Below are 20,068 nucleotides of genomic sequence, written 5' to 3' on the forward strand. Positions count from 1 at the left end.
TTCCGCGGCGGGCGCGGTACCCCTGGGTAGCATGGGAGCACCGGGCGGAGCGTCCGCACCGGCCCCGAGGAGGTCCGCATGCGAGGCTCCCACGTCCCCGCGACCGGCACGATCACCGTCACCGACTGGCCCGACCCGCAGGCGCGCGAGCCCGGGCAGGTGGTGGTCCGGATGCTCCACGCCGCGGTCTGCGGCTCGGACCTGCACGTGGTCTTCCACGGCCTGCTCCACGAGGAGGGACCCGCCCGCCCCGGCTACCCCGGCCACGAGGGCGTCGGCGTCGTCGTCGAGTCCCGCTCCGAGCACGTGCCCGTGGGCGCCCTCGTGCTCACCGTCCCCAAGGGCGAGATGGGCGGGTGCTTCGCCGAGCTGCAGCTGCTCGACGACCGGCACGTCGTGGAGCTGCCCGCCGGCACCGACCCCGAGGACTCCGCGCAGCTGCGCCGGCTGCTGATGGCCCAGCAGTACGGAACGTGCCTCTACGCCATGCGCCAGTTCTGGCCCCACGAGACCCCCGCCCGCCGGGCCGGCACCTGCGTGGTGATGGGCGCCGGCTCCGCCGGCCTGTTCTTCGTCCAGGAGGCCTGGCGGCTGGGCTTCGAGCACGTCGTGGTCTCCGACCTCGAGCAGCCCCGCCTCGAGATCGCCGCGGCGCTGGGCGCCCGCACCGTCCGGGTGCCGGAGCAGGACCTCGCCGCGGTCGTGGCCGAGGTCAGCGGCGGACGCGGGGCGGACCTCGTGATCGAGGCGGTGGGCCACGACGTCCTGCGGGACCAGGCGGTCGAGCTCGCCGCCGACCGCGGGGTCGTGGGGCTCTTCGGCCTGCCCGAGCGCCACGGCCCCACGGAGATCCCCCTGTGGACGGCCTTCCGGAAGAGCCTGCGCATCCAGTGCTCCGTCGCCGCCCAGGCCGAGCCGGGCCTGACCTCCTTCCGCGAGGCGCTGCGCCGGATCTCGGAGGGCGAGATCGACGTCGAGTACTGCCTCGGCCCCGAGTACCCCCTCGAGCGGATCGCCGAGGCGCTGCAGGTCGCCGAGGAGCACGGCCACGGCCACGTGAAGCTCACCGTCACGCTCTGAGCTGCGCTCCGGAACGCTCCCCCGGACCGGCCAGCGGCAGGCGCACCTCGAAGCGGCACTCGCCCTCCGGGGTCTGACCGGCCGTGGCCGTGCCCCCGTGGGCGGCCACGATCGCCCGGCTGATCGCCAGTCCCAGTCCCGAGCCCCCGGTGTCCCGGGCGCGGGAGTCGTCCAGGCGCACGAACCGGTCGAAGACCCGCTCCCGGTCGGCCGGGGCCACGGGCGGGCCGTCGTTGTCCACCGTGACCACGGCCTCCTGCCCGTCGGCGCGCAGGGCGACCACGATCCGGGAGACGGCGTGCCGCTCGGCGTTCGAGAGCAGGTTGCGCAGCACCTGCTGCAGCCGGGCGCCGTCGCCGCGGACCCGCACCGGCTCCACCCGGGCCCGCAGCTCGTGGCGGGTCACGGGCCGCACCCGGGCCAGCTCCTCCCCCACCACGTCGTCGAGGTCGGTGTCGGCCACCCGGAGGTCCAGCCCCGCGTCGTCCGCCCGGGCGAGCACGAGCAGGTCCTCCACCAGCCGCCCCATCCGCTGCGCGTGCGAGCGCAGCACCGGGGCGAGCTCCGTCCAGGACGCGCCGGTGGGGTCCGCCGCGGCGACCTCCACGGTGGTGGTCAGCGTGGCCAGGGGGCTGCGCAGCTCGTGGGAGGCGTCGGCCACGAAGCGCCGCTGCGCCCGGTCGGAGGCCTCGAGCCGCTCCAGCATGCCGTTCATGGTCCGTGCCAGTGCGGCGACCTCGTCCCGGGTGGGCGGCACGTCGACGCGCTCGCCGAGCCGGGCGGTCCCGATCCGGCGCACCTGGTCGGTGATGCGCCGCACCGGGGCCAGGGACCGGCCCACGAGCCACCACAGCAGCCCGGCGCCCAGGAGCGCGAGCACCGGCCCGCCGACCAGCAGGAACAGAGCGACGGTGCGCAGGACGTCCTGCTGCAAGGACATCGGCACGGCCACGACGAGGGTCCGCGGCACCCCGTCGATGTACATGCTCTCGGCGACATATGTGAAGTCGGTGGTGCGCAGCAGCCCGGCGCGGCCCGTGTCCGCGGAGTCGTGGGACTGCCCGGGGTCCAGCGCGGGCACGTCGAGGTCGAGGCCCAGCGCCGCCGCCGGGGAGGCGGCCACGACCTCGCCGCCGGGGTCGAGCAGCTGGACGACCACGCCGGGCCGGCCCAGCCGCAGCAGCAGCTCACCGGGCTCGGCGTCCGTGCGCACGGCCACGGCGCCGGCCTCCCCCGCCAGCAGACCCGGGGGCACGCCGAGCTCCCGCAGGATCTCGGCCCGCCGCTCCACGGCCTCCTCGTGGGCCGCGTTCACCGCCGTGCGCCCGAGCACCTCGAGCAGCACGGCCCCGGCGACGGCGACGACCGCGAGCACGAGCAGGGCCGCGGCTGCCGCGCTGCGACCCCGCACGCCCCAGCGGGCGGGCCGCAGCCGGCGGGGCCGCGTCACGGCTGCCCGGGCGCCGGGTCGTCGGCCACGAGCTTGTAGCCCATGCCGCGGACCGTGCGCAGCGTGCTCAGCCCGAAGGGCGCGTCGATCTTCCGGCGCAGGTACCCGACGTAGACCTCCACGATGTTCTCCGAGCCCTCGAAGCTCGCGTCCCAGGCGTTGTCCATGATCTCGGCCTTGGAGACCACGCGCTCCGCGTTGTGCACGAGGAACTGCAGGACGACCCACTCCTTGGCGGTGAGCTCGATCGGCCGGCCCCGGCGGTGGACGGTGCGGCGGACGGGGTCCAGGCGCAGCGAGCCGACCTCGAGCACCACGGGCCGCTCCGGAGCGCCGCGGCGGATGAGGGCGCGCAGCCGTGCGACGAGCACCGGGAAGCTGAACGGCTTGGTGAGGTAGTCGTCGGCGCCGAGGTCGAAGGCGTCGGTCTGGTCGTACTCCCCGTCCTTGGCCGTGAGCACGAGCACGGGGGTCCAGTTCCCGGCCTCGCGCATCCCGCGCAGGACGTCGTAGCCGTTGCGACCCGGGAGCATGAGGTCCAGGACGACGACGTCGTAGGGGTTCTCCCCCGCCAGCCACGCGCCCGTGGTGCCGTCGTGGGCGAGGTCGACCACGAACCCCTCGTGGCCCAGCCCGCGGCGCAGCGACTCCGCGAGGTCCACCTCGTCCTCGACCAGCAGCGCCCGCATCCTGCCCCTCCTTCTCCGGTCCTCCTCCGGCGCGGCCGCTCCGGCGCCCCGCCGGGTCCCGCTCCGTCCGGGTCCAGTCTCGCGCACCGGCACCCGGACCGCCCCGGCGACGGGCCGGAGCGCCGCCGGCCGTGCCCCCGGGTCCGTGCCGGCCGGTCCGCGCGTCCCGGACCCTGTCCGCCGACGGGTGCAGACCACGGCCCGCCCGTGCCCCGCGGCCCGTGTGCCCGGGCGGGCGCTGTGGACCCGCGTGCCGTGGTCTTCTCCCCACCCGGTGCACAAAGTTGTCCACAGGTGTGGAGAACGTTGTGCACAGTTCCCCGTCCACAGCGTTATTAACAGCTGTGGAGCCCGCGCTGACGGCGTCCACACGGTTGTGCACACCTGTGGAAGCACACCCGTGGCATTTGTCGACAGCTGGGGACAACCTCTGTGGAGAACCCGGGGCGCTCCGCGGTCAGCGCCCGGAGCGCCGGCGGGCGGTCGTCGTGTAGGCGAGGGCCACCAGCGCACCGGCGGCGAGCCCGCCCAGGTGGGCCTGCCACGCGATGCCGGGGAAGACGAAGCCGAAGACCACGTTGACGCCGATCAGCACGAGGATCGGGGTGATCGAGCGCCCCAGGTGCCGCTGCAGCACGAACAGGGCCCCGAACAGCCCGAAGATCCCGCCCGAGGCGCCGACCACGAACGTGAAGGGCGGGGCGAGCACCAGCACCCCGAGCGAGCCCCCGAGCACGGAGACCAGGAACAGCAGCAGGAACCGGACGCGCCCCAGCGCCGGCTCGAGCATCTGGCCGAAGACGTGGAGCATGTACATGTTCAGCACGAGGTGCAGCGGGTTGGCCACCGAGTGGAGGAACCCGCTCGTGAGCATCCGCCACGGCTCCGAGGCCGTCAGGAACGGGGCGTAGGAGGCCACCGCGGTGAGGTTCAGGCCCAGCAGACCGGCGAGCCACTGCAGGGCGTAGACGGCGGTGTTCACGCCGATGAGCGTCCACGTCACGAGCAGGGCGGAGCCGCGGGGGACGCGCCCACCGAGGCTCGTGCGGTGGACGGGCCGCGAGCGCGCGGCCTCGGCGACGCAGTCCACGCAGTGCACGCCGACGGCGGCGGGGCGCTGGCACTGCGGGCAGACGGGCCGCCCGCAGCGCTGGCAGGCGACGTAGCTGGGCCGGTCGGGGTGACGCGGGCAGACGGGGACCTCTCCCCCGGGGCTCGCGCCGTACTGCGGTCGATCGCCGCTCACTGGGACTCCTCGTGCTCCGGCGCGCGGCCGGGGTGGTCTCGGACCGGCCCGCGGGCCGGGAAGGGGACGGCGCAGGCCCGCCCGGAGCGTTCCGGACGGGCCTGCGCCGTGGGTCCGCCCGGCTGCGTGCGGAGCGGGCGGGGATCCTCGCGGACGGACCGCGGGGCTAGAGCTGCTCGACGTCGATCGAGGTGATCACGCAGTCCTCGACCGGGCGGTCCATCGCCCCGGTGCGGACGGCGTTGAGCTCGTCCACGACCTTGCGGGAGGCGTCGTCGGCGACCTCGCCGAAGATGGTGTGCTTGCCCTGCAGCCACGTGGTCGGGGCGGTGGTGATGAAGAACTGGGAGCCGTTGGTGCCCTTGCCGTTGCGCTTGCCGGCGTTGGCCATCGCCAGCACGTAGGGCTCGTTGAAGTTCAGCTCGGGGTGGATCTCGTCGTCGAACTCGTAGCCCGGACCGCCGATGCCCTGACCGAGCGGGTCCCCGCCCTGGATCATGAAGTCCTTGATGATCCGGTGGAAGACCACGTCCTTGTACAGCGGGCCGGACTGCTTCTCACCGGTGCGCGGGTCGCTCCACTCCCGGGAGCCGTCCGAGAGGCCGATGAAGTTCTCGACGGTCTTCGGGGCGTGGTTGCCGAACAGGTTCACGACGATGTCACCGTGGTTGGTGTGGATCGTCGCCTTGGCGGTGGGGATGGCAGAAGTCATGGGGCCATTCTTGCACGGTGCCCCGGGGCGCATCCGGGGCACCGGGGGGTTCAGCGCACAGTGAAAACCCGCGGGAGCGCGCGGCGGGGAGTCCACCGCGGCGGGCACCCCACGTATGCTGACAGTGGATCGACACGACCCTCGGAAGGGATGGATTCATGAGCATCAGGAAGTCCAGGAGCGAGAAGCAGGCCGCGGCGGCCCAGAAGGCCGCCGAGAGCAAGGTCCTCGACGCGGGCAAGTGGGCGTCGAAGGAGATCGGCGACCTCGCGCCCAAGCTCCAGCACGGCATCGAGGCCGGTGCCGCCGCCCTCGCCGGCGGCGTGGCCGCCGCGGGCCCGCGGGTCCAGGAGGGCCTGGGCCGCGCCCACGACCTCTCCGACTCCGCCAAGCTCAAGGCCGCCGCCGTGGCCACGCCGGTCGCCGCGAAGGCCGCCCGCTCCGCCGCCCCGGTGGCCGCGAAGGCCGCCGACCGCGCCGCCGAGAGCCGCGCCGCGGTCCAGGCGAAGTACGCCGGTGCCGCCGCCCTGCTGGCCGGCAAGTTCGCCGACGCCGACACCCCCGAGCAGCTCGAGGCCATCGTCGCGAAGCTGACCGGTGACAAGAAGGCCGTGGCCCACGCCCAGAAGGCCGCCGCCAAGGTCGCCAAGGACTACGCCAAGCAGCAGAAGAAGGCCGAGGGCTCGCACAAGGGCCTGCTCGTCCTGGGGCTGCTCGTGGCCGGCGGCGTGGCGGGCGTGGCCGCCTGGAAGGCCTCCCGCCCGGTGGAGGACCCGTGGAAGACCCCCGCGGCGACCTCCCCGCGGGTCAGCGCCTCCCCGGTCGCCCCGCAGTCCACCGTGGCCGCCGGCACCGGCGTGCAGGTCGACGACGTCAAGGACGCGACCACCCCGGCCGGGCAGTCCGGCGGCACCTCCGCCGCGGCCGCCGAGGCCAAGGAGGGCGCCCAGTCGATCGGCGAGGACGCCAAGACCACGATCCACGAGGTCAAGGAGCAGATCCAGGGCAAGAAGCCCGAGGACGAGGCCTGAGCACCCCGGCACGCACCTGACGGAGCCCCCGGACCCGCACAGCGGGACCGGGGGCTCCGTCGTCGGCCCCCGGTCCGTGCCGGGGGCCGCGGGGCGCTCAGCCCCGGAACCAGGCCACGACGTCCTGGAGCGTGTCCCAGGCCTGGTAGAGGCCCAGGACGATGAAGAGCACCGCGCACAGGGCCAGGGCCACGTTGGTGAAGGCCCCGTTGCGCCAGCGCCGGGGCGTGCGGTCGGTGTTCAGCAGCCACACCAGCGTGATCGCCAGGAACGGCATGAACAGCGCCCCGAGCACCCCGTAGAGCAGGATGAGGAAGACCGGGCGGTCGAGCAGGAACAGCAGCATCGGCGGGAAGGTCAGCCACAGCAGGTAGAAGCGGAAGTACTTGCCGCCGGTGATCGTGTCGGGGTGACCGCTGGGCTTCTCGCGCAGATTGCCCCAGAAGTCGGCGAACATCAGCGAGACGCCCGACCACACGCCGATCAGCGAGGAGAAGGAGGCCGCCCAGAAGCCCACGAGGAAGGCGGTGCCGATGACGTCGCCGTAGCGGTCCTTGAGGATCTCGCCCAGCTCGAGCAGCCCCTCGTCGCCGGCGCTGATCGCGTACCCGGCGGAGTAGAGCACCTCGACGCCCACCACGAGCATGGCCACCACGAAGATGCCGGTCACGGTGTAGGCAGCGGCGTTGTCGAGCTGCATGACGCGCATCCACCCGGGGCGGTACCAGCCCTTCTCGCGCAGCCAGTAGCCGTAGGCGGCGAGGGTGATGGTCCCGCCGATCCCGCCGGCCAGCGCGAGGGTGTAGACCACGCCGCCCTCGGGGATCAGCGGGACGAAGCCGCGCAGCATCTCCGGGATGTTGGGCACCGTCAGGACCGCGAGACCCACCACCACCACGAACATGATCCCGACCATCAGGGCGGCGATCTTCTCGACGACGGCGTAGCGGCCGAACCAGACCATGGCGAAGCCGAGCAGTCCCATCAGCACGGCCCACGCCCACAGCGGCAGGACCGGGAACAGGGCCGCCAGCGGCAGCGCCGCCGAGGACATCGCGGTGGCGCCGTAGACGAACCCCCAGATGATGATGTAGGGGCCGAAGTAGACGGTGGTCCACTTCCCCAGCGAGCGCCAGCCCTCGAAGATCGTCCGTCCCGTGGCCAGGGAGTAGCGCCCGGCGCCCTCGACGAGGATGATCTTCAGGACCGTGCCCAGCACCACGGCCCACAGCAGGCCGTAGCCGAAGCGGGAGCCCGCGGTGAGGGTCGCGACGAGGTCCGCGGCGCCGACGCCGGTGGCCGCGACGACCAGGCCCGGTCCCACGACCTTCCAGCCGCTGACCTTCTCGAGCGGTTCGTCGGGGTCGATCCCCGGCAGCGGTCGTCTCGCCTTGTCGGCGAACTTCTCGTGGGCCATGCAGGTGCTCCTGGTTCGGGCGGGAGGGGCGCCGTCGGGCGCTCCCCGGGGACCCGCCAAGTCTGCCACGGCCCGCGCCGGGGCACGGGAGGAGCCGGGAACGGGAAAGATCCCGACCGAGCGGGTGCTCGATCGGGATCCGTTGCGGTGGAGGCGAGGGGACTCGAACCCCTAACCCCCTGCTTGCAAAGCAGGTGCGCTACCAGTTGCGCCACGCCCCCGCGGTGTCCGGCTACTCCACCTCGTCGGTGGCCTCGGCCCAGGCGGACCGGCCGGCGTCGGCCTCCCGCCACTTCGTGAGGACCGCGACCGAGGCCCCGAGCAGGGCGAGCGCCGCGGCGAGCTTTCTGTTCACGGACTGCCTCCAGGGGCTGGCAGTGAAGGGGGAACCGTGGGCGTACCAGGAATTGAACCTGGGACCTCTTCGTTATCAGCGAAGCGCTCTAACCGTCTGAGCTATACGCCCTTCTCGACCCGTGCGGGCCGATCAGAAACGATACCGGAACCGGACACCCGTGCCAAATCGGTGCCGGCGGGCGCCCCGGGGACGCCCGCCGGACGCGGGACCGGTCAGTCGTCCGTGAGGGTGACGCCGATGCCGCCGACCAGGGCCGCGGCGATGTTGTAGAGCAGCCCGCCCAGCACGGAGAGGGCGGTCAGCAGGATCACGTTCACCACCGAGACGATGGTCGCGAAGATCGCCACCTGCCCCAGCGAGAAGAAGTCCTTGACGTTCAGGGCCCCGCCGGCTCCGCCGAGCATGCCGAGCAGCTCGTTGATGCCGTCGAACATCCCGGTCAGGTCCAGCACGATCCACAGCACCACGGAGGCGACGACCGTGATGATGCCCAGGGCCACCGAGAGCAGGAACGCGAGCTTGAGCACCGACCAGGTGTCGACCTTGGAGACGACCAGCCGGGCCCGGCGCACCCGGGGGCGCGGGGCCGGGCGGACGAGGCCCTTGGTGGAGGTCCCGGAGCGGCCGGAGGAGTCCTTGGCGGGCCGTGCGGGGGCGGGACGGCCCGCCGGTGCCCGGCCGCCGCCCTTGCCCGCGGAGCCGCCCTTGCCCGCCGAACCGCTCTGGGCGGGACGTCCCGTGGCGGGGCCGGTGCGCGGTGCGGACGCGAGGGGGGCCCGCCCGGACCGGCCGGCGGCGTTGGAGCCGGAACTCGAGCTCATGCGTTACCTCCGTTGTCGTTGCGGTCCAACGCTACTTCATCGTCCGCCCCGTCCCCGGCAGCGGGGGCGTCGCCGAGCCCGTCCGCCGGGCTCTCCTCGGCCTCGACGACGTCGGCGGTCTCGAGCACCTCGCCCTGCTGGACGTCGACCTCGGCCACGGCCTCGGCGTCGACCTCCTCGGCGATCTCGCGGTCCGCGTTGCGCGCCACGCCCACGATCGAGTCGCCCTGGGCGGGCTTGGCGAAGATCACGCCCATGGTGTCGCGGCCCTTGGCCGGGACCTCGGAGGCACCGGTGCGCACGACCTTGCCGGACTCCATGACCACGAGGACCTCGTCCTCCTCGCCCACGATCAGCCCGCCCACGAGCCGCCCGCGCTGCTCGGCGAGCTTCGCGACCTTGATGCCCAGGCCGCCGCGGCCCTGCACCCGGTACTCCTCGACCTTGGTGCGCTTGGCGTAGCCGCTCTCGGTCACCACGAACACGTAGGACTCGTCGGTGACCACGTTGGCGGAGAGCAGCTCGTCGCCGTCGCGGAACTTCATGCCGGTCACCCCGGAGGTGTTGCGGCCCATCGGCCGCAGCACGTCGTCGCTCGCGGTGAAGCGCAGGGACATCCCGTTGCGGGAGACCAGCAGCAGGTCGTCCTCGGCGGAGGTCAGCTGCGCGGAGACGAGCTCGTCGCCGTCGCGCAGGTTGATCGCGATCACGCCGGCGGAGCGGTTGGTGTCGTAGTCCTGCAGGCGCGTCTTCTTCACCAGGCCGTTGCGGGTGGCCAGCACCAGGTAGGGGGCGTCCTCGTAGGAGCGCAGCTCCATCACCTGGGCGATCCGCTCCCCCGGCTGGAAGGCCATGAGGTTCGCGACGTGCTGGCCCTTCGAGTCGCGCCCGGCCTCGAGCAGCTCGTAGGCCTTCGCCCGGTAGACCCGCCCGAGGTTCGTGAAGAACAGGATCCAGTGGTGGGTCGTGGTGACGAAGAAGTGCTCGACGACGTCGTCGCCGCGCAGCTGGGCGCCCTTGACGCCCTTGCCGCCGCGGCGCTGGGACCGGTACTGGTCCGAGCGGGTGCGCTTGACGTAGCCCCCGCGGGTGATGGTGACGACCATCTCCTCCTCGGGGATGAGGTCCTCCATCGACATGTCGCCGTCGTAGCCGGCGAGGATCTGGGTGCGGCGGTCGTCGCCGAAGCGGCCCACGACCTCGTCGAGCTCGGTCGAGATGATCTCGCGCTGGCGGGACTCCGAGGCGATGATCGCGGTGTACTCGGCGATGAGCCGCTCGAGCTCGGCGTGGCGGTCCTGGATCTTCTGCCGCTCGAGGGCCGCGAGCCGGCGCAGCTGCATGTTGAGGATGGCCTGGGCCTGGTCCTCGTCGATCGCCAGCAGCTCCATGAGCCCGGTGCGGGCGTCGTCGGCCGTCGGCGAGCGGCGGATGAGGGCGATGACCTCGTCGAGGGCGTCGAGGGCCTTGAGCAGCCCGCGCAGGATGTGGGCCTCGGCCTCGGCCTGGCGCAGGCGGTAGCGCGTGCGGCGGACGATCACGTCCATCTGGTGGGTGACCCAGTGGCGGATGAACGCGTCGAGGCTCAGCGTGCGGGGCACCCCGTCGACGAGCGCGAGCATGTTGGCCGAGAAGTTGTCCTGCAGCTGGGTGTGCTTGTACAGGTTGTTCAGCACGACCTTGGCCACGGCGTCGCGCTTGAGCACGATCACGAGCCGCTGGCCCGTGCGCCCCGAGGTCTCGTCGCGGATGTCGGCGATGCCGGTGATGCGCCCGTCCTTGACCAGGTCGGCGATCTTCATCGCGAGGTTGTCCGGGTTGGCCTGGTAGGGCAGCTCCGTGACCACCAGGCACGTGCGCCCGTGGATCTCCTCGACGCTGACCACCGCGCGCATCGGGATCGACCCGCGGCCCGTCCGGTAGGCGTCCTCGATGCCCTTGCGCCCCAGGATCTGGGCGCCGGTCGGGAAGTCGGGGCCCTTGATGCGCTTGAGCAGCTCCTCGAGCAGCTCCTCGCTGGAGACCTCCGGGTGCTGCAGGTACCACTGGACGCCGTCGGCGAGCTCGCGCAGGTTGTGCGGCGGGATGTTCGTGGCCATGCCCACGGCGATCCCGGAGGAGCCGTTGGCGAGCAGGTTCGGGAACCGGGAGGGCAGGACGACCGGCTCCTGGTTCTTCCCGTCGTAGTTGTCCTGGAAGTCGACGGTCTCCTCGTGGATGTCCCGGACCATCTCCATGGCGGCGGGCGCCATCTTGGTCTCGGTGTACCGCGGGGCCGCGGCGCCGTCGTTGCCGGGGGAGCCGAAGTTGCCCTGGCCCAGCGCCAGCGGGTAGCGCATCACCCAGTCCTGGATCAGGCGCACGAGGGCGTCGTAGATCGCCGAGTCGCCGTGCGGGTGGTACTGGCCCATGACCTCGCCGACCACGCGAGCGCACTTGTTGAAGGAGCGGTCCGGGCGGTAGCCGCCGTCGTACATCGCGTAGATCACGCGCCGGTGCACGGGCTTGAGGCCGTCGCGCACGTCGGGCAGGGCGCGCCCCACGATCACGGCCATCGCGTAGTCCAGGTAGGACCGCTGCATCTCCGTCTGCAGGTCCACCTGCTCCACGCGGTCGGTCAGCACCGGGGTGCCCTCGAGGTCGCCGGCGGCGGGGGCCGCCCCGTCCTGGGTCTCGTCACTCATCAGGGAAGTCCGTTCTGTCTGCTGGTCCTCGGTCCGGGGCGCGGCGCCCGGCGCTCCGCTTCATATGCACTGCCGGGCATATGCCGCGGGTCAGATGTCGAGGAACCGGATGTCCTTGGCGTTCTGCTGGATGAACTCGCGGCGGGACTCGACGTCCTCGCCCATGAGCACGGAGAACGTCTGGTCCGCGGCGGCGGCGTCCTCCATGGTGACCTGCAGCAGGGTCCGGCGGTCGGGGTCCATGGTGGTGTCCCACAGCTCGGTGTAGTCCATCTCGCCGAGACCCTTGTACCGCTGGATGCCGTTCTCCTTCGGCAGCCGCTGGTTGTTCGCCAGCCCGCGGGCGACGACCTGGTCCCGCTCGGCGTCGGAGTAGACGTAGTCGTGCGGGGCGTTGGACCACTTGACCCGGTACAGCGGCGGCTGCGCGAGGTAGACGAAGCCGTGCTCGATGAGCGGGCGCATGAACCGGAAGAGCAGGGTCAGCAGCAGCGTGGTGATGTGCTGGCCGTCGACGTCGGCGTCGGCCATGAGCACGATCTTGTGGTACCGGGCCTTCTCGATGTCGAAGTCGTCCCCGATCCCGGCGCCGAAGGCCGTGATCATCGACTGCACCTCGGCGTTGGACAGCGCCCGGTCCAGGCGGGCGCGCTCCACGTTGAGGATCTTCCCCCGCAGCGGCAGGATCGCCTGGTGGGCCGGGTCGCGGCCCTGCACCGCGGAGCCGCCCGCGGAGTCGCCCTCCACGAGGTAGATCTCCGAGACCGAGGGGTCCTTGGAGGAGCAGTCCTTGAGCTTGCCGGGCATGCCGCCGGACTCGAGCAGGCCCTTGCGCCGGGTCGTCTCGCGTGCCTTGCGGGCGGCCAGGCGCGCCTGGGAGGCGTTGATGGCCTTGCGGATGATCTCCTTCGCGGCGGCCGGGTTGCGCTCGAGCCAGTCGCCGAACCGGTCGTTGACCTCCCGCTGCACGAAGGTCTTGGCCTCCGAGTTGCCGAGCTTGGTCTTCGTCTGGCCCTCGAACTGCGGCTCGGTGAGCTTGATCGAGATGACCGCCGTGAGCCCCTCGCGGACGTCGTCGCCGGTGAGGTTCTCGTCCTTGTCCCGCAGCAGCCGGTTCTCGCGCGCGTAGCGGTTGATCAGCCCGGTCAGCGCGGAGCGGAAGCCCTCCTCGTGGGTGCCGCCCTCGTGGGTGTTGATCGTGTTCGCGTAGGTGTGCACCGACTCGCTGTAGGCGGTCGTCCACTGCATCGCGAGCTCGAGGGACATGTTGCGGCCGCCGTCCTCGGCCTCGAGCGCGATGACGTCGTCGTGGACCAGGTCGGCCTTCTTGGTGGTGTTCAGGAAGGTGACGTAGTCGAGCAGGCCGTGGTCGTACTTGTAGACCACGCGCCGGTGCCCGGCCTCGTCGTGGCCCAGGTGGTTGAACTGCGGGGCGTCGGTGCCGCCGTCGCGGCCCTCGACCGGCTCGCCCGCGTCGGCGCCCGAGCCGGCGATCTCCTCCCCGGTCTCCTCCAGGCGGCGCTCGTCCACGAGCGTGATCCGCAGGCCCTTGTTCAGGAACGCCATCTGCTGGAACCGCGCCCGCAGCGTCTCGAAGTCGAACTCGACGGTCTCGAAGATCTCCGGGTCCGGCCAGAACACCTGCGTGGTGCCGGTCCGGTCCGTCTCCTCGCCGGCCTCGAGCGGGCCCTGGGGACGGCCGCCGTCGCCGAAGGCCATCCGCCACACGCGGCCCTGGCGCCGCACCTCGGTCTCGACGCGCCGGGACAGCGCGTTGACCACCGAGATGCCCACGCCGTGCAGGCCGCCGGAGACCGCGTAGCCGCCGCCGCCGAACTTGCCGCCGGCGTGCAGGATGGTCATGACGACCTCGACGGTGGGCTTGCCCTCGGTGGGGTGGACGTCCACGGGGATGCCGCGGCCGTTGTCGCTCACGCGCACGCCGCCGTCGGCCTGCAGCACCACCTCGATGGCGTCGCAGTACCCCGCCAGGGCCTCGTCCACCGAGTTGTCGACCACCTCGTAGACCAGGTGGTGCAGCCCGCGCGGGCCCGTCGAGCCGATGTACATGCCGGGGCGCTTCCGGACGGCCTCGAGGCCCTCCAGCACCGTGATGTCGCCGGCGCCGTACTCGCGCTGCTGCGGTTCCTCTGTTGCCACGGGTTCCTGGCTCCTCCTGCTGGGCGTCGGACCGCTCCGGCGCGCACGCGGGACCGCCGGCGGGACGTGCCTGTCCACCGGCCGGTCGTCGTGCGGGGTCGGAGCGGGTCGGCGGGGCGGGCCGCCCTCGTCCGGGGTCGGGGGCCGCGGACGGTGTCGGGGGGTCCGGTCCGTCGATGTCTGTCTTCCTGCGATTCTAGCGGAAAACAGCGGCCGCAACGGCCCGGGAGTGCCCCTGAGCGGCCGGAAAAGCGGCCCAGGACGGTTTTGCCTCCCCTCGACCACCCCGGGGTTCCACCGCGGGCCCCCCGGAGCGCCACAGAGGCCTCCAGCGCTCCGGGCCCCGCCCGGCGGCGACCGCTCCGGAGCCGGTTCAGCCGTAGGTGTCCCGCGGCCCCCGCCCGCGCACCGAGCGGCGGCCGCGCTTCCAGGACGGGCCGGCGGGGCCCAGGACCTCGATGCGGGTGACGATGCCCTCCCCCAGCTGCTCGTCGAACATCCGCAGCAGCTGCGGGAGCATCAGCCGCAGGTTGGCGGCGTAGGCCGTGGAGTCGCAGCGCACGCGCACCACGGTCTCGTCGAAGCTCTCGGGCCGGCAGTGCGCGGCGATGCCCGGGCCCACGAGCTCGTCCCACCGGGAGAGCACGGAGCCGACGGCGACCGGCGACTTCCAGCCCCGTCCCGCCACGAGCGAGTCGAGCACCGCGCCGACCCCGCGCGGGTCCCGCGCGGAGCGGCCCGCGCCCGAGTAGCCGCCGAGGGCGCGCGGGTCGACGTTGTTGCCCCGCCGCCGGAGGCGCTCGGCCGGGGACGCGGTCGCGGACTCCATGGCCTCGCCGAAGCCCTTGAGGTTGCGCCGGGCGGCCGCACCGTGCAGCCGCCCGTCCCCGCGGGCCTCCGCGGCCCGGCGCATCCGCTCGAGCAGCGCGGCGGGGGCGTCGATCTCGTCCTCGATCCGCACCACGCCGGCCGGCTCCCCCGGTTCCGGAGGGACGGGCGGCCCCGCGGCGGCCGGGGGCTCCCCGGGGCCGGTGTCCCCGGGCAGGGGCGTCCCGAGCTCGTCCCCGGTCACGACGGCGGGGCCCCCTCCGCCCCGGTCCCGGCGGGCTCCTCACGGACCGCCCGCCCCGGGCCGACCCGGACCACGTCGTGCGGGCCGGCGACCAGCTCCGCCGGGAGGTCCTCCTCGACCGCGGCCGTGACCAGCACCTGCTCGGCGGTCGCCACGACCGCCGCGAGCCGGCTGCGGCGGCGGGCGTCGAGCTCGGCGAAGACGTCGTCGAGGACGAGGATCGGGGCCGCGCCCTCGCTCGGGTCGTCGGCGAGGTGGACGTACCAGGAGCCCAGCCGCAGGGCCAGGGCGTAGGACCACGTCTCGCCGTGGGAGGCGTAGCCGCGGGCGGGGGCCTCGCCGAGCAGGAGCTCCAGCTCGTCCCGGTGCGGGCCCAGCAGCGTCAGGCCGCGCTCCACCTCGCGCCGCTCGGCCTCGGCACAGGCCTCGAGCACCAGCCCGTGCAGGTCCTCCACGGTGAACCCGCGCAGCTGCGCCACGTCCCCGCCGGCGCTCTCGGGCAGCACCGAGGAGACGTAGCGCAGCCGGGTGGCCTTGCTCCCGTCCGTCAGCTGGCCGTAGGCGCGGGCGACCTCCGGTCCCAGCGCCTCGAGCAGCTGCAGCCGGGCGTGCAGGATCGTGGCGCCCGCCCGGGCGAACTGGTCGTTCCAGGCGGCGAGGGTCGAGCGGTGCACGTCGGTGAAGCGCCCGGACCGGCGGGCGGACTTCAGCAGCGCGTTGCGCTGCTTGAGCACCTTCTCGTAGTCCGCCAGGGTGCCGGCGAGCACCGGGCGCATCGACACCGCCAGGTGGTCGAGGAAGCGGCGGCGGTGCGAGGGGTCGCCCTTCACGAGGGCCAGGTCCTCCGGGGAGAACAGCACCGTGCGCACGATGCCGATCGCGTCGCGGGCCCGCACCGGGGCGGCCCGGTTGATCCGGACGCGGTTGGCCCGGCCCTCGTTGAGCTCGAACTCGAGCACGGTCTGCTGCCCGCCGCGGCGCACGCGGACCCGGACGATCGCCCGCTCCGCGCCGAAGCGGATCAGCGGGCCGTCGGAGGAGACGCGGTGCGAGGACAGGTCCGAGGTCCAGTCCAGGGCCTCGACGACGTTCGTCTTGCCCACGCCGTTGGGGCCCAGGAGCACGGTGACCCCGGGGGAGAGACGTATGTCGAGCTCGGCATACGTTCGGAAGTCCAGCAGGGAGAGGTGGTCGACGAACACGCGGGGTCAGCAGCCTCCGACTCGGGGCCGGCCGGTCACTGGCTGGGCAGCCGCACCGGCATCAGCAGGTACTTGTAGTCGTCCTCGTCGTCCCCGTCCGGGGTCTCCTGCGCGGAGAGCACCGCGGGCTTCGGCGGGGCCGTGAACGAGAACCGGACGTACTCGGAGTCGAAGGCGTGCAGGCCCTCCGAGAGGTAGGTGGGGTTGAACGCCACCGTGATGTCCTCGCCGGTCAGCTGCGCGTCGAGGATCTCCGAGGCCTGGGCGTCCTCCCCCGTGCCCGCGTCCAGGGCCACCTGGCCCTGGGTGAAGGCCAGCCGGACCGGGGTGTTGCGCTCGGCCACGAGCGAGACTCGGCGGACGGCCTCGACGAGGTCGCTCGTGCGCACCGCGGCCGTGATGGGGGTGTGCTCGGGGAACAGCGAGCGGATCTTCGGGTACTCCCCGTCGATGAGCAGGCTCGTGGTCCGGCGGCCGCCGGACTCGAAGCCGACGAGCTCGGCGGAGTCGGAGAGGGCGATGTTGATGTCCCCGGAGGGGCCGAGGGTCTTGGCGATGTCGTTGAGGGTGCGGGCCTTCACGAGCGCGGCCGTGGAGATGTCGCTCGCCGCCGGGCGCCACGTCAGCTCCCGCATGGCCAGGCGGTAGCGGTCGGTGGCGAGCAGCGTCATCTTCTCGCCCTCGATCTCCACCCGCACGCCGGTGAGGATCGGCAGGGTGTCGTCCTTGCTGGCCGCGATCGTGACCTGCGCGACCGCGTGGGCGAACTCGTCCCCGGCCACGACGCCCGAGAGCTCGGGCAGGGCGGGCAGCTCCGGGTAGTCGCCCACGGGCATGGCCGCGAGGTTGAACCGGGAGGAGCGGCAGGTCAGCGTCACCTTGCCCTCGTCGGCCTGGACCTCGACCGGGGCGGAGGGCAGGGACCGGCAGATGTCGGCGAGCAGCCGGCCCGAGACGAGGGTGGTGCCCTCCTCCTGGACGTCGGCGCTGATCGACAGCCGCGCCGAGATCTCGTAGTCGAAGCTGGCGATGGACAGGGCGCCGTCCTGGGCGCGGATCAGCAGCCCGGACAGGACGGGGACCGGGGGACGAGGGGAGAGGGACCGGGCGGTCCAGGTCACGGCCTCGGCGAGAACATCGCGTTCGACGGAGAACTTCACGAGAGGTTGCTGCCTTTCAGTCTGGGCTTCTGCGGCGGGGCCGGGGTCCCGGCGGGTCGCCGGCCGGGACCGGTCTCCGTCGCGCCGGAGGCGCCGCGGAGCGAGGACGGGACTCGCCGTGTGCATCGTAGCCGTCCCCGAGAACGGAGAGCCATTCCCCCGCAGGGGCGGCGGGGCGGCGAGGACCGGCCCGCCGGCCGGTCCGGAGCCCCGCACCGGGGCCGGAGGATCAGGATTCTTGTTGTTTGGCCGGAGATTTCTTTAAGGACAGGAGTGTTAATAACCGCTGTGGAATCTGTGGAAAACTGCCTCCCGCTCAGGATCCGCGCGGATCCGGGGTGTGCACTTCTTGTGATTCGCCGTCCACCGGACCGTCCTTGCCCCGTGGACGGATTCCGCGCCGTTCCGGGGCGTCCACAGGTCCGGGCCGGGTTGTGCCGAGGTTGTCCACCGCTGCGCCGTGCTTCTCCACACATTTTTCCACAGGTGTGGGTTTCGCGCTGTGCACAGTCGCTCCACAGGGCCGGAAAACCTGTGGACGACGGGTCGGTGCGCCGCGCGGGCCCGCGGTCCACGCCTGTGGACAGCACCTGGGGAGAAGGGGGCCGGGAACGCGCCGAGGGCCCGCCGGATCGGTCCGGCGGGCCCTCGGGCGGATCGCGGCGGCGGCCGCGCGGGCGGCTCAGCCCTCGCGCTGCTGCTGTTTGATGCGGTTGGTCAGCTCGGTGACCTGGTTGAAGATCTGCCGGCGCTCGGCCATCAGGGTGCGGATCTTCCGGTCGGCGTGCATCACGGTCGTGTGGTCGCGCCCGCCCAGCTCCTGGCCGATCTTCGGCAGGGACATGTCGGTGAGCTCGCGCAGCAGGTACATCGCGATCTGCCGCGCGGTGACCAGCGTGCGGGTGCGGGACTTGCTCTTGAGCTCCTCGAGGGTGATGTCGAAGTAGACCGCGGTCTGGGCCAGGATCGAGGCCGCCGTGATCTCCTGCGCCCCGTCGTCGGTGATGAGGTCCTTGAGCACCAGCTCCGCCAGGGGCAGGTCCACGGCCTGCTTGTTCAGCGAGGCGAAGGCGGTCACGCGGATCAGCGCGCCCTCGAGCTCGCGGATGTTGGTGGAGATGTGGGAGGCGATGTACTCCAGCACGTCGTCGGGGGCGTCCATCCCCTCGCTCGTGGCCTTCTTGCGCAGGATCGCGATGCGGGTCTCGAGCTCGGGCGGCTGCACGTCGGTGATCAGCCCCCACTCGAAGCGCGAGCGCATCCGCTCGGCGAAGCCGGTGAGCTGCTTGGGCGGCATGTCGGAAGTGATCACGATCTGCTTCTCGTGGTTGTGCAGCGCGTTGAAGGTGTGGAAGAACTCCTCCTGCGTGTGCTCCTTGCCGGCGAGGAACTGGATGTCGTCGATCAGCAGCATGTCGACGTTGCGGTAGATCTCCTTGAAGGAGGAGCCCTCGTCGTCGCGGATCGAGTTGATGAAGTCGTTGGTGAACTCCTCGGAGTTCACGTAGCGCACGCGCACCTGCGGGTAGAGCCGCTTGGCGTAGTGGCCGATCGCGTGCAGCAGGTGCGTCTTGCCCAGTCCGGAGTCCCCGTAGATGAACAGCGGGTTGTAGGCCTTGGCGGGGGTCTCGGCCACGGCGAACGCGGCGGCGTGGGCGAAGCGGTTGGACTGGCCGATGACGAACGAGTCGAAGACGTACTTGGGGTTCAGCCGGGCGGAGCTGTCCCACTCCCCCACCACGGCCGGGGCGGTCCCGGTGTCCTGGACGGGCCGGCGGGGCGGCGCGGCCTGGGGGTCCCGGCGCGGGGGCAGGGTGCGCGTGCCCGGGTCCTCGGCCGCCGGCCCGCCCGCCGGGACGGGGGACGCGGGCAGCGGGAAGGCGAGGGTCTCGGCCCAGGGCGACTCGGCCGGCGCCGGATCGGCGGCCGGAGCGGGGGCGGCCGGGCGGCCGCGCTCGGCCTCGAGCTCGTCGATGGGCGGCAGGCCCGGGCCGGTGGGGGCCACCGGCTCGGGTGCGGCGACGGCCTCGAGGTCGGCGTCGACGACGAAGGCCACGAGCGTCTCCGGGCTGAAGGCGCGGTTGACGGCCGAGCGCAGCACGGGGGCCATCTGGTTCTGGAAGAACTCCCGGGTGAGCTCGTTGGGCACGGCCACCAGCAGTGTGGTGCCGATCAGGCCCTGGGGCTGCGCCAGCGAGATGAACCCGCGGTAGCGGCCCGTGGTCATGGGGTCCTCGTACATGTGCTGCACGCACTCGGCCCACTGGGCGCTGAGCGCCTGATTGTCCTGCGTGCCCACGCGTACTCCTGCTGTCGATGTCGGGTCCGTCCGCCGGTCGCGGCGGCGGGGACGGGTCCGTCCCTGCCCCGCGGCGGGAGTCTTGTCCACAGCGTTGTTCACAGCGGTGGAAAAGCTGTCGGGGGCCGGCCGCGGAAGCCAGCCTAGAACATGCGCGAGGGCTGTTCATAGCCGCTCCCGCGGGCTCCGGGGAATTGCAGACGTGTAGTTCCGCCCCTCTCCGGCGCGGGAGCAGGGCTCTCGTCCCCCAGGTTTTCCACAGGATGTGACCAAGATCCGTGCACAGCTGTGGGTAGGATGTGCACTGCACAGCGCCGCCCGTCCCGGCGCCCGCGGACCCGACCCCTGATTTGACCCGCCCCGGACCGTTGTCTAGGGTGGGGTAGTCTTTTGTGTCCACGGTCGTGCCCATCCGCAGGCTCGGACGCATCCACCAGCACCGCCGCGTCCGAACGCGGGCCCCGCCGCTTCCCTGCGCCGGGCACGCCGCCGGGCGCGCACCCCGACGCCTTTGGAGTAACCAGTGAGCAAGCGGACTTTTCAGCCGAATAACCGCCGTCGCGCCCGCAAGCACGGCTTCCGTGCCCGGATGCGCACCCGCGCCGGCCGTGCCATCCTCGCCGCCCGCCGCAGCAAGGGCCGCACCGAGCTCTCCGCCTGAGCACCCGTTGACGGAGCCCGCGCCGT

The 20,068-nt window shown here is 72.6% G+C and carries 16 protein-coding genes and 2 tRNA genes; 3 read left to right on the forward strand and 15 right to left on the reverse strand.

Going from position 1 to position 20,068, the window contains the following annotated elements; all coding sequences use genetic code 11:
* Positions 1-78 precede the first annotated feature (78 nt).
* On the forward strand, positions 79-1,080 hold the full coding sequence (locus AS188_RS02785) for a zinc-binding dehydrogenase (protein WP_058857560.1): 1,002 nt from the start codon (positions 79-81) through the stop codon (positions 1,078-1,080).
* Here AS188_RS02785 and AS188_RS02790 read toward each other — a convergent pair.
* The 4 genes from AS188_RS02790 to AS188_RS02805 form a co-directional block, all read right to left on the reverse strand.
* Positions 1,070-2,530 (reverse strand): sensor histidine kinase, encoded by a 1,461-nt coding sequence (locus tag AS188_RS02790; protein ID WP_058857561.1) that lies wholly within the window; start codon positions 2,528-2,530, stop codon positions 1,070-1,072. The two genes, AS188_RS02785 and AS188_RS02790, sit on opposite strands and share 11 nt — an antisense overlap.
* Positions 2,527-3,219 (reverse strand): response regulator transcription factor, encoded by a 693-nt coding sequence (locus AS188_RS02795; RefSeq protein WP_058857562.1) that lies wholly within the window; start codon positions 3,217-3,219, stop codon positions 2,527-2,529. Before AS188_RS02795 ends, AS188_RS02790 begins: the two co-directional genes overlap by 4 nt.
* Before the next feature lie 457 nt (positions 3,220-3,676).
* Positions 3,677-4,465, reverse strand: a complete 789-nt coding sequence (locus tag AS188_RS02800) for a rhomboid family intramembrane serine protease (RefSeq protein WP_058857563.1) — start codon at positions 4,463-4,465, stop codon at positions 3,677-3,679.
* 166 nt (positions 4,466-4,631) lie between these two features.
* Positions 4,632-5,177 carry a peptidylprolyl isomerase gene (locus AS188_RS02805; RefSeq protein WP_058857564.1) on the reverse strand — a complete coding sequence of 182 codons (546 nt, stop codon included), beginning with the start codon at positions 5,175-5,177 and terminating at the stop codon, positions 4,632-4,634.
* A gap of 158 nt (positions 5,178-5,335) precedes the next feature.
* On the opposite strand from AS188_RS02805, the gene AS188_RS02810 reads away from it, so the two are divergent.
* Positions 5,336-6,208, forward strand: a complete 873-nt coding sequence (locus AS188_RS02810) for a hypothetical protein (RefSeq protein WP_058857565.1) — start codon at positions 5,336-5,338, stop codon at positions 6,206-6,208.
* A 97-nt stretch (positions 6,209-6,305) separates the two neighbouring features.
* On the opposite strand, the gene AS188_RS02815 is transcribed toward AS188_RS02810, so the two are convergent.
* From AS188_RS02815 to dnaA, 11 genes are all read right to left on the reverse strand, one after another.
* A complete protein-coding gene (locus AS188_RS02815) occupies positions 6,306-7,625 on the reverse strand; it encodes an Nramp family divalent metal transporter (RefSeq protein ID WP_058857566.1) in 1,320 nt (439 codons plus the stop codon).
* A 148-nt stretch (positions 7,626-7,773) separates the two neighbouring features.
* Positions 7,774-7,846, reverse strand: a tRNA-Ala gene (locus tag AS188_RS02820).
* 11 nt (positions 7,847-7,857) lie between these two features.
* Positions 7,858-7,980: a hypothetical protein gene (locus AS188_RS17620; protein ID WP_255667072.1), complete on the reverse strand. Its 123-nt coding sequence runs from the start codon at positions 7,978-7,980 to the stop codon at positions 7,858-7,860.
* A gap of 37 nt (positions 7,981-8,017) precedes the next feature.
* Positions 8,018-8,091 (reverse strand) — tRNA-Ile (locus tag AS188_RS02825).
* A gap of 104 nt (positions 8,092-8,195) precedes the next feature.
* Positions 8,196-8,804, reverse strand: coding sequence for a DUF3566 domain-containing protein (locus tag AS188_RS17305; RefSeq protein ID WP_236945033.1), 609 nt, complete (start codon positions 8,802-8,804; stop codon positions 8,196-8,198).
* Complete coding sequence (gene gyrA / locus AS188_RS02835; RefSeq protein WP_058857567.1) at positions 8,801-11,488, reverse strand: DNA gyrase subunit A; 2,688 nt, start codon at positions 11,486-11,488, stop codon at positions 8,801-8,803. Before gyrA ends, AS188_RS17305 begins: the two co-directional genes overlap by 4 nt.
* A gap of 90 nt (positions 11,489-11,578) precedes the next feature.
* Positions 11,579-13,648, reverse strand: a complete 2,070-nt coding sequence (gene gyrB / locus AS188_RS02840) for a DNA topoisomerase (ATP-hydrolyzing) subunit B (RefSeq protein ID WP_058857568.1) — start codon at positions 13,646-13,648, stop codon at positions 11,579-11,581.
* Positions 13,649-14,021: 373 nt separating this feature from the next.
* Positions 14,022-14,720 carry a DciA family protein gene (locus tag AS188_RS02845; RefSeq protein WP_373865614.1) on the reverse strand — a complete coding sequence of 233 codons (699 nt, stop codon included), beginning with the start codon at positions 14,718-14,720 and terminating at the stop codon, positions 14,022-14,024.
* A complete protein-coding gene (gene recF / locus AS188_RS02850) occupies positions 14,717-15,922 on the reverse strand; it encodes a DNA replication/repair protein RecF (protein ID WP_058857569.1) in 1,206 nt (401 codons plus the stop codon). Before recF ends, AS188_RS02845 begins: the two co-directional genes overlap by 4 nt.
* 35 nt (positions 15,923-15,957) lie before the next feature.
* Positions 15,958-17,082, reverse strand: a complete 1,125-nt coding sequence (gene dnaN / locus AS188_RS02855; RefSeq protein ID WP_058857570.1) for a DNA polymerase III subunit beta — start codon at positions 17,080-17,082, stop codon at positions 15,958-15,960.
* Positions 17,083-17,764: 682 nt separating this feature from the next.
* Positions 17,765-19,324, reverse strand: coding sequence for a chromosomal replication initiator protein DnaA (gene dnaA / locus AS188_RS02860; RefSeq protein ID WP_058859691.1), 1,560 nt, complete (start codon positions 19,322-19,324; stop codon positions 17,765-17,767).
* 580 nt (positions 19,325-19,904) lie between these two features.
* On the opposite strand from dnaA, the gene rpmH reads away from it, so the two are divergent.
* On the forward strand, positions 19,905-20,042 hold the full coding sequence (gene rpmH / locus AS188_RS16340) for a 50S ribosomal protein L34 (protein ID WP_083529203.1): 138 nt from the start codon (positions 19,905-19,907) through the stop codon (positions 20,040-20,042).
* Positions 20,043-20,068 lie beyond the last annotated feature (26 nt).

Source organism: Kocuria flava (assembly GCF_001482365.1).
GTDB classification, from domain to species: domain Bacteria; phylum Actinomycetota; class Actinomycetes; order Actinomycetales; family Micrococcaceae; genus Kocuria; species Kocuria flava.